Genomic DNA, 13,499 nt, shown 5'->3' with positions numbered 1-13,499 from the left:
GGAACGGCCGGGAAGCGTTCCAGCAGGCGGTGGTATTCGCGCAGGTACTGGACCGGGCCGGGGGCCTCGGCGCGCCACCCGGCCGTCCAGAGGGGCTGGTGGCGGCCAGGCGTGAACACCTGCTGGCGCTGACCGACCACAACTACGTGCATGACCTGAGCGTGCGCCGGGTCGCCAGCTGGGCCATCTCCATCCTGTGCGAGTCTCTGCTGGCAACCAACCACCTGGACGCCGCGACCACCCGTCAGATTCGCACGCACCTGGAAACCCACACGCGCGTCGCCATGGCCCTCGAACGGGTCCTGTCCCCGATCGAGAAACGGCAGGCCAGTGCCCTGGCCGCGCACCTGCGTGAGAACTGGAACGCGGTGCCCCCACCCGCCGGCCGGAGCGAGGCGGACACCGCCCCGCCGGTGAACGGCGTCAGGCGAAGCGCGCGAGGTCCGGGTTGGCCTTGAGCTGCTGCACGACCTTCTTGATGTCCTGCGTGCGGTCCTTGCGGACGACCAGGGTCACGTCCCCGGCGCGTACGACGACCACGTCCTCGAGGCCGATGGTGGCGATCAGGTCGTCCCCGCCGGTGGTGTACATGATCGCGCCGCCGGTGTCGAGGCTGACGTGGCGGCCCACGGCGACGTTCGAGCCGTCCCCCTTGAGCAGCCGTTCCAGGGCGTTCCAGTCGCCCAGGTCGTCCCAGCCGAAACTGGCGGGGATCACGGCGACGTTCCGGGCGCGTTCCATGATGGCGTAGTCCACGCTGATCTTGGGCAGGTCCGGGTACACCTGCCGCAGCCCGCCGCGCACCTTCGCGGCCTCGGCCATGGGGCCGTACAGGTCGGGGACGAGTTCCTCGAAGGCGGCGAGGATGGTGCTGACCTTCCAGATGAACATCCCGGAGTTCCACAGGTAGTTGCCGGTGTCCAGGAAGGCCTGCGCGGTCTGCGCGTCGGGTTTCTCCGCGAAGCGCTGCACGCGGTACACGCCGGTCTGCGCGTCCTGCTCGCCCTTCTCGATGTACCCGTAGCCGGTGGCCGGGTACTGGGGCTGCATGCCGAGCGTGACGAGCACGTCGTTGGCCTGCGCGTACGCCACCGCCCGGTCGAGGGTCTCGGCGAAGGCCGCCGGATCATCCACGCGGTGATCGGCCGGGAACACACCCATGACGGCGTCCGGGTCGTCGCGGTGCACGGTGAGCGCGCCGTACAGGATCGCGGCGGCCGTGTCGCGCGGCACGGGTTCGACCAGCAGGTTCTCCAGCGGCAGGTCCGGCAGGTGCTCGAGGACGTGCGAGCGGTGCTCGTTGGCGGTGACGACCATCAGGCGTTCCAGGCCGCCGCTCAGCCCGGCCGTGAGGCGTTCGGCGGTGGTCTGCAGCAGGCTGCGGCCACTGGCTTCCAGCGTCAGGAACTGCTTGGGCTTGCTCTTGCGCGACAGCGGCCAGAAGCGCTCGCCGCTCCCACCTGCCAGGATCACCGGGTAGAAGGTCATGCGCGCATCTTATCCCCGGTGTGTGCGGGCCGCGCCCCGACTGTGCGCCCCACCTGCACGGGGAGCGCCGCGGCGTGAACAATGGACGCAGGGCGCAGCGTGTCAGGGTAGGCTGTGCCTCATGAAGCTTTCGTTCGGCACTGACGGCTGGCGCGGCGTGATTGCCGACGAGTTCACCTTCGCCAACGTGGGGCGCGTGGCCCGCGCGCACGCGCAGGCGCTGCTGGACGCCGGGGGCCGCTCGGCGGTCGTGGCGCACGACACCCGCTTCCTGGGAGGCGCGTTCGCCCGCGCGGCCGGCGAGACGTTGCAGGAGGCGGGCCTGAACGTGACGGTCCTGAAGGGCGCCACGCCCACGCCGGCCCTGTCGTACGCGGTGCGGGCCGGCGGGCACGCGGGCGGCGTGATGATCACCGCCAGCCACAACCCGGGGCAGTACCAGGGGTACAAACTCAAGGGCGCGTACGGCGGAAGCGCCACGCCCGCGCTGGTCGCCGAGGTCGAGGCGCGGCTGGACGGCCCGGTCACGCCCCGCCCGGCCGGGGGGCTGAACGAGGCGGACGTCCGGGCAGAGTACCTGGGCGCACTGGCGCGGCTGGTGGACACCGGCGCGATCCGCCGGGCGGGCCTGCCGGTGTACCACGACGCCATGCACGGCGCGGCCGGAGGCTGGATCGAGGCGTTCACGCGCGAGTACCTGGGCGTGCCGTTCCACGGGTTGCGGGCCGCGCCGGACCCGCTGTTCGGGGGCGTGAACCCGGAACCGATCACGCAGAACCTGCAGTCCACCATGCAGGTCATGCGGGACGTGAGCGGCCCGGCCTTCGCGATGGTCACGGACGGCGACGCCGACCGCATCGGGGCGGTGCTGTCGGGCGGGCGGTTCTTCAACAGCCACCAGATCTTCGCGGTGCTGCTGCATCACCTCGCCTCGCAGGGGAAGCGGGGGATCGTGGTGCGGACCGTGTCCACGAGCGGCATCATCGAGCGGCTCGCGCAGCATCACGGACTGCGGGTCGTGCAGACGCCGGTGGGCTTCAAGTACATCACCGAGGCGTTCCTGCGCGGCGAGACGCACCCGGAGGACGCCGTGCTGATCGGCGGTGAGGAGTCCGGCGGGATCGGCGTGCAGGGGCACGTGCCGGAACGTGACGGGCTGCTCAACGGCCTGCTGCTGCAGGAGGCGGTCGCGGTGACCGGCCTGGGTCTGGACGAGCAGTTCGCGCAGATCGAGGCGCTCGTGGACTTCCGGCATCATTACGACCGGGTGGACCTGCACCTGCCGCGTCCCATCGACCGGGCGGCCCTGATGGAGGACATCGCGGGCCTGGGGTCGCTGGGCGGCCACGCCGTGCAGGACGTCGTGACGATGGACGGCGTGAAACTGGTGTTCGGGGGCGGGTACGGCATGGTGCGGGCGTCCGGGACCGAGCCGGTCGTGCGCCTGTACGTGGAGGCCCCCAGCGACGCCGAGGTGCAGGGCATCCTGAACGAACTGCGCGAGCGGACGCTGCGGCACCTGCCGGGCTGAAACCGGCTGGCCGGGACGGCGGCAACCGTCCCGGCCAGCCGGTTTCAGCGCAGCGCCATGCCGGTCACGTACTGAATGCGGATGTGCCGGTCCCTGGACGCCTGCGCGCCCCGGCCCCTGCCGGGCTCGCCGACCAGCCGGGCGTTCAGGTAGGGCGTGTTCCCGCTGCCGCGCTCGATGCTGAGGGGTTCGAGTTCCTCCAGGACGCTGCGCCCGGCGCTGGGCTGCCCGGACCAGCCGACGTACTTCTCGACGTTGTACTGCACCAGCACGCGTTGCCCGGCCTCGATGGCGCGTTCCAGGAAGGCGCGTTTCTGGCGGGTGTCGTCCATGATGGTCAGTTCCGCCGAGCGGTTCTCCGGGACGGTCAGGTCGGTGGTGGGGCTCAGGCCCAGGGTGTCCAGGGCGCGGCGCACGGCGTCCACGTTCGCGGCGTCCACCGTGAACAGGTTCGGGCCGATCACCGGGCCGATCAGACCCCTGAGGCGCGGGTGCGCGGCGAGCATGGCGGCCTGCGGGTGAGACAGCAGCGCCACGCTCGCCAGGGACGGCGGCGGCGTCTGCCCGCTCCAGACGCCCAGTTGCAGTCGCAGCGCGCCGGGCAGGCGGCCCTCGACGCGCGCTTCGAGGTCCGGCAGGAACGATGCGGGCAGCCCGCCGGGCGGGGTGGGGCGCAGTTCCAGGCGGCCGTCCGGGCGGGTGGTCACGCGGCCACGCAGGAGGCCGCGGGCGTGCAGGTCCACGCTGCCCTCGGCGCGGAAGGAGCCGTCCGGGTCAAATGAGAAGGTGGGGGTGGGTGACCCGTCGGCCCGCAGGACCGGCGTGCCGGACGGGAGTTTGAAGTCGGTGCCGGCGGGCAGCAGGAAGCGCTCGCCGACCGGCGTGCCCCCGAGTTTCTTCAGGGCGGCGCCGCGCTCGGCGGACGTGGGGTACTCGAGCAGCGTGGCGGCGCGGTGCAGGGTCAGGCGGTCACGGCGCGCCGCCCAGTCCTCCAGGCTGCGCTGCACGCCGGGCGCGAGGGGCGTGGCGGACCCGGCCTGCAATCCGGCCAGCAGGTCCGGGAGGTTCAGGCCGCCTTCCAGCGCGGCGTACACGCTCGGGCGGGTCAGGCGGTACGAGGCGGTCTGCCCGTCGAAGCGCACGGCCTCGGCGGCGGCCAGCAGCGGCCACTGCGGCGGCGTGAGGTTGGCGGGGTACACCAGCAGGTCGAAGTTCGGTTGCAGGATCCAGGCCGGGCCGGACGGGGCGGGCGGGGTCATCAGGTGCGCGGGCGTGACGGCCGCGCCCGGTCCCTCGCCGCTGACATGCACCAGTCCGGCCGCGCTCAGCTGCCCGCGCAGCGCCTCGGCCACCCACCGGTCCAGCGCGTCGGGCCGGACAGACTGACCGGGCCGGGAACCCAGCAGTTCCGGCGGCGTGACCAGCCGGGTCAGGCGGATCACCTCGGCCTGGGTGGTCGCGTGCGGCAGGGCGCGCAGCACGGCGCCCAGCAGACGCCGCACGACCGTGACCGAGTTGAAGGGCGCGCGGGCGTCCTCCGGATGGACGTGCCCGCCCGGGCCGCTCAGGACGGCGCGCAGCCGCGCCGGGTCGAGGGTCGTCAGGTGCCGCTCGGCCTGCGCGGTGACCATCACGCGGTCGCCCGCGCGGATCATCAGGCCCAGGTTCAGGGCCGCGATCACCCAGCCTTCCAGGTCGTCCACGGCCGTGACGCTCCTGGCGAGGGTCTTCAGGGACGTGCGGCTGAGCGTGCCGGTCTTCGTGACCGACAGCGGGTGCAGGCGCACGCCGCGCAGCACCTCCAGCAGCCGCAGGGGCGTCAGGTCCGTCTGGCCGGGCGCGGCCGGCACCTCGGTCGGGGGGGCCGTGATGGGCGGGGCGGGTTCCGGCGGCAGCAGGGGCTTCAGGCGCGGGTCGAGCAGGACCCGGCTGGGCAGCCGTCCCAGCGGTTCGAACTGGCTGTAGTACGACTGCATCCAGACGTTCGGCAGCGCCTCGGGCAGCAGCAGACCGCCGGTCAGCAGTTCCCACAGGGCGGCGGCCCCGGTGAATTCCGTCACCGAGAAATCCCCGACCCTGCCCTTCGGACTGCCGAACACGCGCGGGTCGCCGCGCAGGTCCCGCAGGAACAGGAAGACGTGCAGGTCCCAGCCGTCCATGATTCCGCCCTGCCGGGCCACCTCGCCCAGTGCGGCGCGTTCCATGACGCTCAGGCTCGCCACCAGTGTCCGCAGCCGTTCCGGGCTGCTGCGCACCTGACCGATCACCTCGGCCGCGCGGGCGCCACTGCTGACCTTCTCGCTGACGTAGCGGGCCGCGATCCGCTGCTGGTACGGGCGAGGCAGGCGGCTGATGGAATCGTCGAAGTCCTGGGCCTTGCGTTCCTCCAGGGCCGCCACGGCGTCCAGCGCGGCCTTCGCGTCGGCTTTCGTGAACGGGTCGGTGGGGCCACTCACGGCTGGCCTCCGTTCACGCGGGGCGTGTGCCCGGCGCGGCGCAGGGCGTCGAGCGCGGCGGCGTCCGTGCCGGGGCGCAGCAGCGCGAAGGTCGGCGCGAGCCGCTCGGCGACGTGCGGATTCAGCCGCGCGTCGCTCAGCAGGGCGTCCAGGTCCGCCGGGTCCTGCACTTCCAGCAGGGTCAGGCCCGCGTGGACGGTCAGGCGTTCGGGCACGAAGGTGGGTTCCGGCAGGACCGGGGCCGCCTTGGAGCGGGAAGCTCTGGCCGGTGCCGGCGCGGCGGGGGTGGGCGTCTCTTCAGGCCGCACCCTGGGGGGCCGTCCGCGTCGTTTGGGAGTCTGGTCGGTCATGGGGTACGTGCATCCTGCGCAGGGAACGGCGCCGTGTCAATGCACGCCCGGCGCTGACAGTTCGCTCTCGTCGAGGATGTCGTACGTGTAGCCCTGCTCCGCGAGGAACAGTTGCCGGTGGTGTGCGTGGTCCTCCTCGACGGTCTCGCGGGTGACCAGCGAGTAGAAGTGCGCCGCGCGTCCGTCGGCCTTGGGCCGCAGCAGCCGCCCGAGCCGCTGCGCTTCCTCCTGACGGGACCCGAACGCGCCGGACACCTGCACGAGCACCTCGGCGTCCGGGAGGTCCAGCGCGAAGTTCCCGACCTTGGAGAGCAGCAGCGTGCGCAGCCGCCCCTCGCGGAACGCCTGGAACAGCCGCTCGCGCTCGCGCTGCGGGGTCTTCCCGCTGATCAGCGGCGCCTCCAGGTCGGCGGCCATCAGGTCCAGCTGGTCCAGGTACGAACCGATCACCAGGGTCGGGGCGTCCGGGTGGCGGGCCAGGACGGCGCGCAGCGCGGCGCGCTTGGCGGGGTTCACGGCGGCCAGCCGGTGCTTCTGCCGGTCGGGCGCGGCGGCGTACGCGGGCCGCTCGTCGGCCGGGAGGCGCAACCTGACCTCGGCGCAGGTGGCGGCCGCGATCCAGCCCTGCGTCTCGAGGGTCTTCCAGGGCTGGTCGTAGCGTTTCGGGCCGATCAGGGCGAACACGTCACCCTCGCGGCCGTCCTCGCGGACCAGGGTGGCGGTCAGGCCCAGGCGGCGGCGGGCCTGCACGCCGGCCGTCAGGCGGAACACCGGGGCGGGCAGCAGGTGCACCTCGTCGTAGATGATCAGGCCCCACTCGGCCGCGCCGATCAGGCTCATGTGCGGATGCTCCTCCCCGGCGGGCGCTCCGGGACGGCGGTGCGTGAGCATCTGGTACGTGCACAGTGTCACGGGGGCCAGTTCCCGCCCGGCGGGGCGGCCCGGCGCGTACTCCTGCACGTCGTCCGGGGTCAGGTCCGTCCTGGCGAGCAGTTCGCGTTGCCACTGGTTCACGCTGGTGCGGTTGGTGGTCAGCACCAGCGTCCGCTGCCCCACGAGGCTCATGGCGACCATGCCGACCACGGTCTTGCCCGCACCGGGCGCGAGGACGACCACGCCGGACCCGCCGGTGTCGCTGCCGCCCTGGTAGAACGCCTGCGCCGCCTCCCGCTGGTAGTCGCGCACCGTCAGGTCCGGCGCGAGGGTCACGGGGAACGCCGCCCCCTGGGTGTACCCGGCGCGGTCGTCGACGGGCCACCCGGCGTCCATCAGGGCGCGTTTGAGTTCCCCGCGCGCCCCGGCGTCCACGGTGTACACCACGTCGCTCATGCGTTCACGCAGCAGCGGCCCCACGGCCCGGTGGCGGGCCAGTTCGCTCAGCAGCGGGCCGTCGCCGGGCGCGGCGGACAGGATCAGCGCCTCGTCGAAGCGGTCCAGGGTCAGGCGGCCCCAGCGGCCCACCAGTTCGCGGATGTCGGTCACGACGTTCCCCGGCAGCGGGAATTTCGCGTGTCCTTCCAGTGCGCCCAGCATGGCGTCGGCGGTCATGCCGGTACTCGCGGCGTTCCACAGCGACAGCGGGCTCACGCGGTACGTGTGCAGGTGCTCGGGGCTGCTGACGAGTTCCGCGAACGGCGCGATGGCCGCGCGTGCCGCGTCGGCACGCGGGTTGAACGCCTCCAGGAAGACGCTGCGGTCCGCCTGCACGATCAGCGGGTTCAGGGGGTCGGTCGCCATACGCCCGGCAGCATAGCGGCGGCAGGCTGGAATGCGCGTATGGTGGGCCGCGATGCCCCGCCCTTCCCTGCCCGCCCTGTCCTCCCGGCGCGGCCGGTCCGCGTGACCGCGCCCGCCATCACGCGCGTCTGCCCCTGCGCGGCGTGGCCCTGCTGGCGGGCGCGCTGCTGCTGTTCGCGTGCCTGGACGCCACGGTCAAGCACCTGACGGCCGAGTACCCGGTCCCGCTGGTCGCCAGCGTCCGCTACGCGGTGCAGCTGCTGCTGATGACGGCCCTGCTCGCACCGTCGCGCGGGCTCACCATGCTGGTCACGCAGCGGCCCTGGCTGGTCGCGGCGCGCTCGCTGACGCTGGTGCTGCTGACCCTGCAATGACCCATGACTGAAGTCACGGGTTTGTGTCTGGATTCCATCGCAACTCCGCGTACCTCGACAGGCGAGCGGCTTCGACTTCACCATCCGACACATCAGGGCGCATTGACAAGGCACCCGTACTCATCCAGTCCTGCCGGACAAGCAACGTTCGCAACGCAATATTCACGCTCGCCACCCTGTCGGAATGACCCATATGACCGCACACCTCGCACATGAACATCAGACCCGCGTTCGGCCGGTTCCCCTTCGACGTGTGCCCGCAACGTGGGCACGCCTGACTGGTGTAATCGGCGTCCACCTGCACCGCCAGCGAGCCGTGCAGCGGAGCCTTGTACGCCAGGTTCGCCTGGAGTTCCGCGAACGACCACTGGGAACGGCGACGCCTCGACCGTCTGGCCCTGGGGCCGGCCTTCGGGTGTGCGCGTCCCTCGGTGCGGTCTCGAATGTTCGTGAGGTCTTCCAGGCCGAAGATCGAACCTGGGAAACGGGTCAACTCACATCTTGCAGTTTGAGAAAAGGACGTCTGGCACGACACTTTGGCCTCAGAATGAGGTGTGAACCCAAAGAATGCACGTGCCAGACGGCTCTATTCTGACATCCTCACCTGCTTCTCGCGCAAACAACATCGCGACTCCTTTCAGGTCTTCCTGGACCTCCTCCTCGACGGTTCCGGCCGTCCCCTGCCCACTCGCGCAACCGTCAAATCGCCCTCCGCGATCAGTCGATTCCTCAACCACACGAGCTGGGATCTCCGGACGCTCTGCCGCTTCATGCGCCAGGCTGCACTTCAGCTCTTCAATGACACGGGGAAACATGCTCCACACCAGCGTCCCCGGCTCGAATTCCTGGTCGACCTCACCAGTCTCGAAAAAGCAGGAAAGTTCTCCGGACTCTCCGACTGGATGCACGTCCTGAACGCCGTGAACGGCGTTCACCTGGTCGTCCTGTACATCTGCTGTAGAGACCTGAAGCTCCCCTGGGCCTTTCAGATCTGGCGTGGAAAAGGCACGTCCTCACCCGCCGCGTTAGCCCTCAAACTGCTCCGCACTGTTCCACCCGTCATGCTTCAGGGGAAGCGCCGCCCCCGTCTGCAAAAGGGGCGGGGGCTTCGAAAGTGCGGAGTTCATTGAGGCCGTCCTGGAAAGAGAAATAGACATCGTGATTGGTGTCCGGCGCAACAGAACACTCGCGAATGGGACACCCATTCACGAGCTGATGACCCGCGGGTACAAGGCACAACTCCAGGGTCTGAAACCCACCATGTACGTCTCGTGGGCATGCGGGCAGGCGTCCTCATGGGCGTCCGTTTTGCCCAAGATGGCTGTACCGGAACAAAGAGCCAGAGCAGCGCTTCGTGATGTCGAACATCAACCTGGGCGGCAAATACCTGGCCAGGGTCGGGAAACGACGCTGGCGGATCGAGGGCTTCTTCAAGACCATCAAGGGGCGGTTCGGCCTGGAGCGGTTCGCGCAGCACAGCAAAAAGGGCGTGATGCGGTGGTGGTGTCTCTCAGGGCTGGCGTATCTGCTCTGCCACCTGGCGGATCAGGATGTGCCGCCCAGACCACTGGGAACATGGCCGGATTGGGGAGCGTTAGCGAGAACCGTTCGGTTCTCGTTTATCCCAGAAGTGCGTCGTAAAGCGATTCAACTGGAACTTTCCGAGCTTGATGCCTTCCAGGACGCACTTTCTGCTCCTGCTTCCTAAATTGCAACATGTCAGCTGACCTATCCACAATTCTGGGAGCAGCTCAAGACGGATCAGGCCTGCATGGTGATCTGGAGTTGTTTGAGGGTCAACGGCACTTCGCCCACATGATCCCGGAACTGCGCTTGTGAGCGGGCCATGGCCTGCCGCGCCGCAATGGTCCCACTCAGGCGTTCGGTCGCACGGATCAGGAAGGTGTGGATGGCTTCATTGAACGGTTCGATGTCGAGCAGTCGTCCTGCCAAGTCCAGACACAGCTGATCTTCGCCGCGTTCGAAGTACTCCTCGACCAACTCGAGACCTACCCTCACCATGGACCATTCCAAATCGTCTCGCTCCTCTCTCACCCACTCACTGTCCGAATCTGGGAGCAGCGGGCCACGGTACAGCGCCAGCGCGCGGGTCACTCCATCTATACCACCCGCCGTGAGCTCACGTCGCACCTCCAAGTGATCGACCGTCACGCGGACGCCGCAGGTCTCCAGTTCGTACTGGCGGCTCTCCCGCTGGAACACGATCTTCAGCCCGGGCGCAATCCGCGCCAGTTCAGCGCGGATGAGGTGAAAGTAGACCCTCGCGGACTGTGGGTCACGGTCAGGAAAGACGTCAGTCAGGACGCGTTCCAGGCTTGCTCCACCCTTCAGGGTGAGGTAAACCAGCAACTCGACGCTCCGGGCGAGGCTGGCATTGGGCCGCACGGTGACGCGGTCCAGCACCAGAGAGGGCGCGCCGAGCGCGGTGATGTTCAGGTGCAGCGGCGTCGCGCCCGTCATGGCCTGCCAGTCGCTGAGGAACAGTTGGCCGGCGGGCCCGGCAGCTTCCAGGGCAGGGACAAGTTCCGGAGTGGCCCGCAATTCCAGGGCAACGGCCCGGGAGTCACCGGTCGCGGCCCGGCACTGAGCGGCGAGGCGCAGCGCGCCTCGCAGACCAGTCTCATCTCCGAGCACCTGCGCCGCCCGGGCGAGTTGCAAACTGGCCCAACCAGCTTCGCGGTGAAGGCCCAACGCCTGCAGTTGTGCGTAGACCTCTCGTAAGAGTGTTTGGGCCCGCTCGGGTGCGTCCTGAATCAGCACCTGGCTGGCGCGCAGATCAATCACTGTTTGGAGGCGGCTCGAGCCGGTGATCGCCTGCGCGCGGGCCAGGTGAAGGTGCGCCTGGGCGAAGTCACCACATTCGGCACAAAGGGCGCAGGCTCCCAGTTCCGCATAGCACTCCGTGCTGAGCGCTTGCACTTCACGACTGGCGGCCGTGCACGCGTGGAACAGGGCACTGGCCTTGGCCGGTTGGCCCACATACCGATACAGCATTCCCTGGTAGTACAAGAGCGTGGGCCGCTGTTGTGGGGCCAGTGTCACGGCCGCTTCTGCTTCCGCCAGGCACGTGCCGGCGAGTTCGAAGTCCCCTTCGAACAGGTGACAGGCGCCCTGCAGTGTCAACAGGGCCACACGTTTGGCCGGGTGGGCGTAGGGGAGGGCGTGCCCGATGTAATGCAGGGCGGTGCTGGACGCACCCTGGTCGAGACACACGTACGCGATCGTCTGACAGATGCCCGGCAGCAGCGCCTGCTCATGGGGGGACGCCGCCGCTGCCTCCCAAGCCTGTTCCAGGGCGTCGCGCGCGCCAGGCAGATCACCCTGAGCGAAGCGGAGCACGCCACGTTCCCGCTCGGCCAGGGCCCGGTCGAAGGCCCCGAGCGCGGCGAGGTCCAACCGCGCGAGGTGCCCCTGCGCCCGCACGAGATCACCCATCAGGCGTGCGGTGGTTGTCAGTTCGATGGCGGCCGGCGCGCAGCCGCGGCCCTTGGCCCGCATCAGGACCGCGCGCGCTTCCAGCGGGCGCCCCAGGTTCAGCAGACACACGCCCGCCCACCGTTCATCGCGGGGCGTCGGCGACGACAGGCCCTGAACGTGCTCGAGCGCCTGCAGGTACTTCCCCTCCAGGATCAGGTGCAGTGGCGCGTCTGTCACGGCCGTCCTCGACAAAGGAGCGCATTCACCTCAACGGCGCCTCAACGGCCAGTGTCTAGGCTCTCGGCATGTTAAAGAGGGCTTCCAAATGAAACGGTCAGTGCTCAGGGTCATGGTGATCCTCACGGCGATGATGGGCTCAGCCAAGGCTGAACCGGACGGCAGGAATGGTGGTGGTCTGTCGATGACATCGGGCGATGGGCAGCCGATCACGGTCATCACCCCCTTCCCTGACCCCAAAGTAGCCGAGGGAACGGCCGCGTGTGGACACACTTGCCCACAGGCGCTTGGTCCGCAGCAGACCAGCGTCGAGCTGACCTCAGGAGCTCAGTGAAACCCACCCTGATCACGGCCGCCGCCCTCGCCCTGTTCTGCACTGCAGGAGGCGTCCTCGCCTACCAGAAAGTCTCGGATCATGGCCGCACCGAAGTCACGAAATACCCCTTCATTGACCGGTCACTGAAGTACCGCCCTGAGCAGACCCTGCCGGACCACACTTTCGCCACGGCCAAGGGCGCGGTCAAACTGGCTGATCTCCTCGGGCAGCACGAACGGAACCTCATCATGGTGGCGGACTACAACTGCGTCCCGTGCGTGGAGGAACTCAAAGGCCTCCACGACATTCCCGGGATCAACGACATGAACCTGATCGTGATCTCCAAAGATCCCCTGGCATTTCAGAGCAAATACGCAGCGGTCATGAAGTTGAAGTTCACGTACCTCCACGACAAGAACGAAACGTACGCCCATAAGACGCTGGGGAGTGAAGCGACGCCCCAGACGATTCTGACCGACCAGAAGGCCGAAATTCTGTTCCTGCAGTCGGGACGACTGATCAATTCACACGGAGACAACCGCCTGCATGACGAGCTGCCGGACCTGTTCGGCGGCGCGGCAGGCAGCGGTGCTCAAAAGGAGAACCTATGAAACTGAAACTCGAAGCGATGTTGGTGGCCGGCGCGTGCGTGATGGGCCTGCTGGCGGCGACGGCCAAAGCGGACGGCGCCTTCACCGGTCAGACGTACAGCCAGACGAAGTGCGTCACCGACAACGGCTGCTACCTCAACCCGTTCACGCCCAACAAGCAGTACTGGACGTACACGTACGGCTACTACGTCGGCGACATGGGCAACCGGCACACGCACCTGATCTCCTCGGGTGAAACCGGTAAGACCCAGGCTACGGCGATTGCGCCGTAGCCTGTCTTCTACCTATGGATCATCTTGAATTGCGCGACGTCCACCAAGGCTATGGCCGAACTGCCATCTTGAAGCACGTCAATTTGCACCTCGCTGGTGGGGTCACGGGCCTCCTGGGCCGCAACGGCGCCGGGAAAACCACCCTGCTCAAAACCATGGCCACCCTGATCCCTCCCACGTCTGGAACCCTCATCTACAACGGCACCCCCATGGACGACCCCGCTGTCTACCGGCAGCGCCTGGGGTACGTTCCACAGCACGTGGAGTTCTACCCGCACTGGTCGGCCCGCAAAACCCTGCGCTTCTTCGCGCAGTTGCGTGGCCAGCGCCTCACGGACGCGGACGTACGTGGCGCGCTCGATACGGTCGGACTCCCTGACCCGGGCCTGCGTGTGGGCGCCTACTCAGGCGGCATGAAACGCCGCCTGGCCCTGGCCACCGCGCTGCTGGGCGACCCGTCAATTCTCGTGGTGGATGAACCCACGGCGGGCGTGGATCCAGATGGCCGGACCCTCATCCGCAAGATTCTGGGGAACATCTCCCGCGACCGCAGCGTCGTGCTGTCCACGCATACGCGTTATAGCCTCAATCACCCGAAAACCCCCGTTAAGCCCTCGACGGCCGTTGCTCACGGTCTTTACAAGGTGGCCGGTGGCGTCTTAAGGCGCCGCCGATGAGCGGCTGCTTTG

Annotated in this window: 15 protein-coding genes; 9 read left to right on the top strand and 6 right to left on the bottom strand. The window is 68.7% G+C overall.

Translation table 11 applies throughout. The features are described from left to right. Positions 1-29 precede the first annotated feature (29 nt). The gene (locus tag ABDZ66_RS02920) at positions 30-458 is read left to right on the top strand and encodes a hypothetical protein (protein ID WP_343755885.1); all 429 of its coding nucleotides are present in this window, start codon (positions 30-32) and stop codon (positions 456-458) included. On the opposite strand, the gene ABDZ66_RS02915 is transcribed toward ABDZ66_RS02920, so the two are convergent. Beyond that, a complete protein-coding gene (locus ABDZ66_RS02915) occupies positions 424-1,488 on the bottom strand; it encodes a mannose-1-phosphate guanylyltransferase (protein ID WP_343755883.1) in 1,065 nt (354 codons plus the stop codon). The genes ABDZ66_RS02920 and ABDZ66_RS02915 overlap by 35 nt on opposite strands. A 121-nt stretch (positions 1,489-1,609) precedes the next feature. Here ABDZ66_RS02915 and ABDZ66_RS02910 point away from each other — a divergent pair, with 121 nt between their 5' ends. Beyond that, positions 1,610-3,019, top strand: coding sequence for a phosphohexomutase domain-containing protein (locus ABDZ66_RS02910; RefSeq protein ID WP_343755881.1), 1,410 nt, complete (start codon positions 1,610-1,612; stop codon positions 3,017-3,019). Between the two features lie 44 nt (positions 3,020-3,063). Here the strand turns inward: ABDZ66_RS02910 and ABDZ66_RS02905 are convergent, their stop codons facing one another. Genes ABDZ66_RS02905 through ABDZ66_RS02895 form a run of 3 tightly spaced genes read right to left on the bottom strand, consistent with a single transcriptional unit; the run spans position 3,064 to position 7,562 of the window. Continuing rightward, positions 3,064-5,475 carry a hypothetical protein gene (locus ABDZ66_RS02905; protein ID WP_343755879.1) on the bottom strand — a complete coding sequence of 804 codons (2,412 nt, stop codon included), beginning with the start codon at positions 5,473-5,475 and terminating at the stop codon, positions 3,064-3,066. Further along, positions 5,472-5,825 (bottom strand): hypothetical protein, encoded by a 354-nt coding sequence (locus ABDZ66_RS02900; RefSeq protein WP_343755877.1) that lies wholly within the window; start codon positions 5,823-5,825, stop codon positions 5,472-5,474. The genes ABDZ66_RS02905 and ABDZ66_RS02900 overlap by 4 nt, the downstream gene beginning before the upstream one ends. A 36-nt stretch (positions 5,826-5,861) precedes the next feature. After that, the gene (locus ABDZ66_RS02895) at positions 5,862-7,562 is read right to left on the bottom strand and encodes a DNA repair helicase XPB (protein WP_343755875.1); all 1,701 of its coding nucleotides are present in this window, start codon (positions 7,560-7,562) and stop codon (positions 5,862-5,864) included. A gap of 143 nt (positions 7,563-7,705) precedes the next feature. Between ABDZ66_RS02895 and ABDZ66_RS02890 the strand changes: the two genes are divergently transcribed. Next, positions 7,706-7,936 (top strand): hypothetical protein, encoded by a 231-nt coding sequence (locus ABDZ66_RS02890; RefSeq protein ID WP_343755873.1) that lies wholly within the window; start codon positions 7,706-7,708, stop codon positions 7,934-7,936. Positions 7,937-7,949: 13 nt separating this feature from the next. On the opposite strand, the gene ABDZ66_RS02885 is transcribed toward ABDZ66_RS02890, so the two are convergent. Next, positions 7,950-8,471 carry a zinc ribbon domain-containing protein gene (locus ABDZ66_RS02885; protein WP_343755871.1) on the bottom strand — a complete coding sequence of 174 codons (522 nt, stop codon included), beginning with the start codon at positions 8,469-8,471 and terminating at the stop codon, positions 7,950-7,952. A gap of 19 nt (positions 8,472-8,490) precedes the next feature. On the opposite strand from ABDZ66_RS02885, the gene ABDZ66_RS02880 reads away from it, so the two are divergent. Beyond that, positions 8,491-9,066 carry a transposase gene (locus ABDZ66_RS02880; protein WP_343755869.1) on the top strand — a complete coding sequence of 192 codons (576 nt, stop codon included), beginning with the start codon at positions 8,491-8,493 and terminating at the stop codon, positions 9,064-9,066. Between the two features lie 227 nt (positions 9,067-9,293). Next, positions 9,294-9,644 (top strand): transposase, encoded by a 351-nt coding sequence (locus ABDZ66_RS02875; protein WP_343755867.1) that lies wholly within the window; start codon positions 9,294-9,296, stop codon positions 9,642-9,644. A 53-nt stretch (positions 9,645-9,697) separates the two neighbouring features. Here the strand turns inward: ABDZ66_RS02875 and ABDZ66_RS02870 are convergent, their stop codons facing one another. Beyond that, a complete protein-coding gene (locus ABDZ66_RS02870; RefSeq protein WP_343755865.1) occupies positions 9,698-11,611 on the bottom strand; it encodes an ATP-binding protein in 1,914 nt (637 codons plus the stop codon). Positions 11,612-11,723: 112 nt separating this feature from the next. Between ABDZ66_RS02870 and ABDZ66_RS02865 the strand changes: the two genes are divergently transcribed. Genes ABDZ66_RS02865 through ABDZ66_RS02850 form a run of 4 tightly spaced genes read left to right on the top strand, consistent with a single transcriptional unit; the run spans position 11,724 to position 13,487 of the window. After that, on the top strand, positions 11,724-11,945 hold the full coding sequence (locus tag ABDZ66_RS02865) for a hypothetical protein (protein ID WP_343755863.1): 222 nt from the start codon (positions 11,724-11,726) through the stop codon (positions 11,943-11,945). Further along, positions 11,942-12,538, top strand: a complete 597-nt coding sequence (locus ABDZ66_RS02860) for a peroxiredoxin family protein (RefSeq protein ID WP_343755861.1) — start codon at positions 11,942-11,944, stop codon at positions 12,536-12,538. Before ABDZ66_RS02865 ends, ABDZ66_RS02860 begins: the two co-directional genes overlap by 4 nt. Then, complete coding sequence (locus tag ABDZ66_RS02855) at positions 12,535-12,810, top strand: hypothetical protein (protein WP_343755859.1); 276 nt, start codon at positions 12,535-12,537, stop codon at positions 12,808-12,810. The genes ABDZ66_RS02860 and ABDZ66_RS02855 overlap by 4 nt, the downstream gene beginning before the upstream one ends. 14 nt (positions 12,811-12,824) lie before the next feature. Then, positions 12,825-13,487 (top strand): ABC transporter ATP-binding protein, encoded by a 663-nt coding sequence (locus ABDZ66_RS02850; RefSeq protein WP_343755857.1) that lies wholly within the window; start codon positions 12,825-12,827, stop codon positions 13,485-13,487. The last annotated feature ends 12 nt before the right edge of the window (positions 13,488-13,499 follow it).

Origin of the sequence: Deinococcus depolymerans, assembly GCF_039522025.1 — a bacterium.
In the GTDB taxonomy this organism is placed as follows: domain Bacteria; phylum Deinococcota; class Deinococci; order Deinococcales; family Deinococcaceae; genus Deinococcus; species Deinococcus depolymerans.
This window is presented reverse-complemented; position numbering and strand designations above follow the sequence as displayed.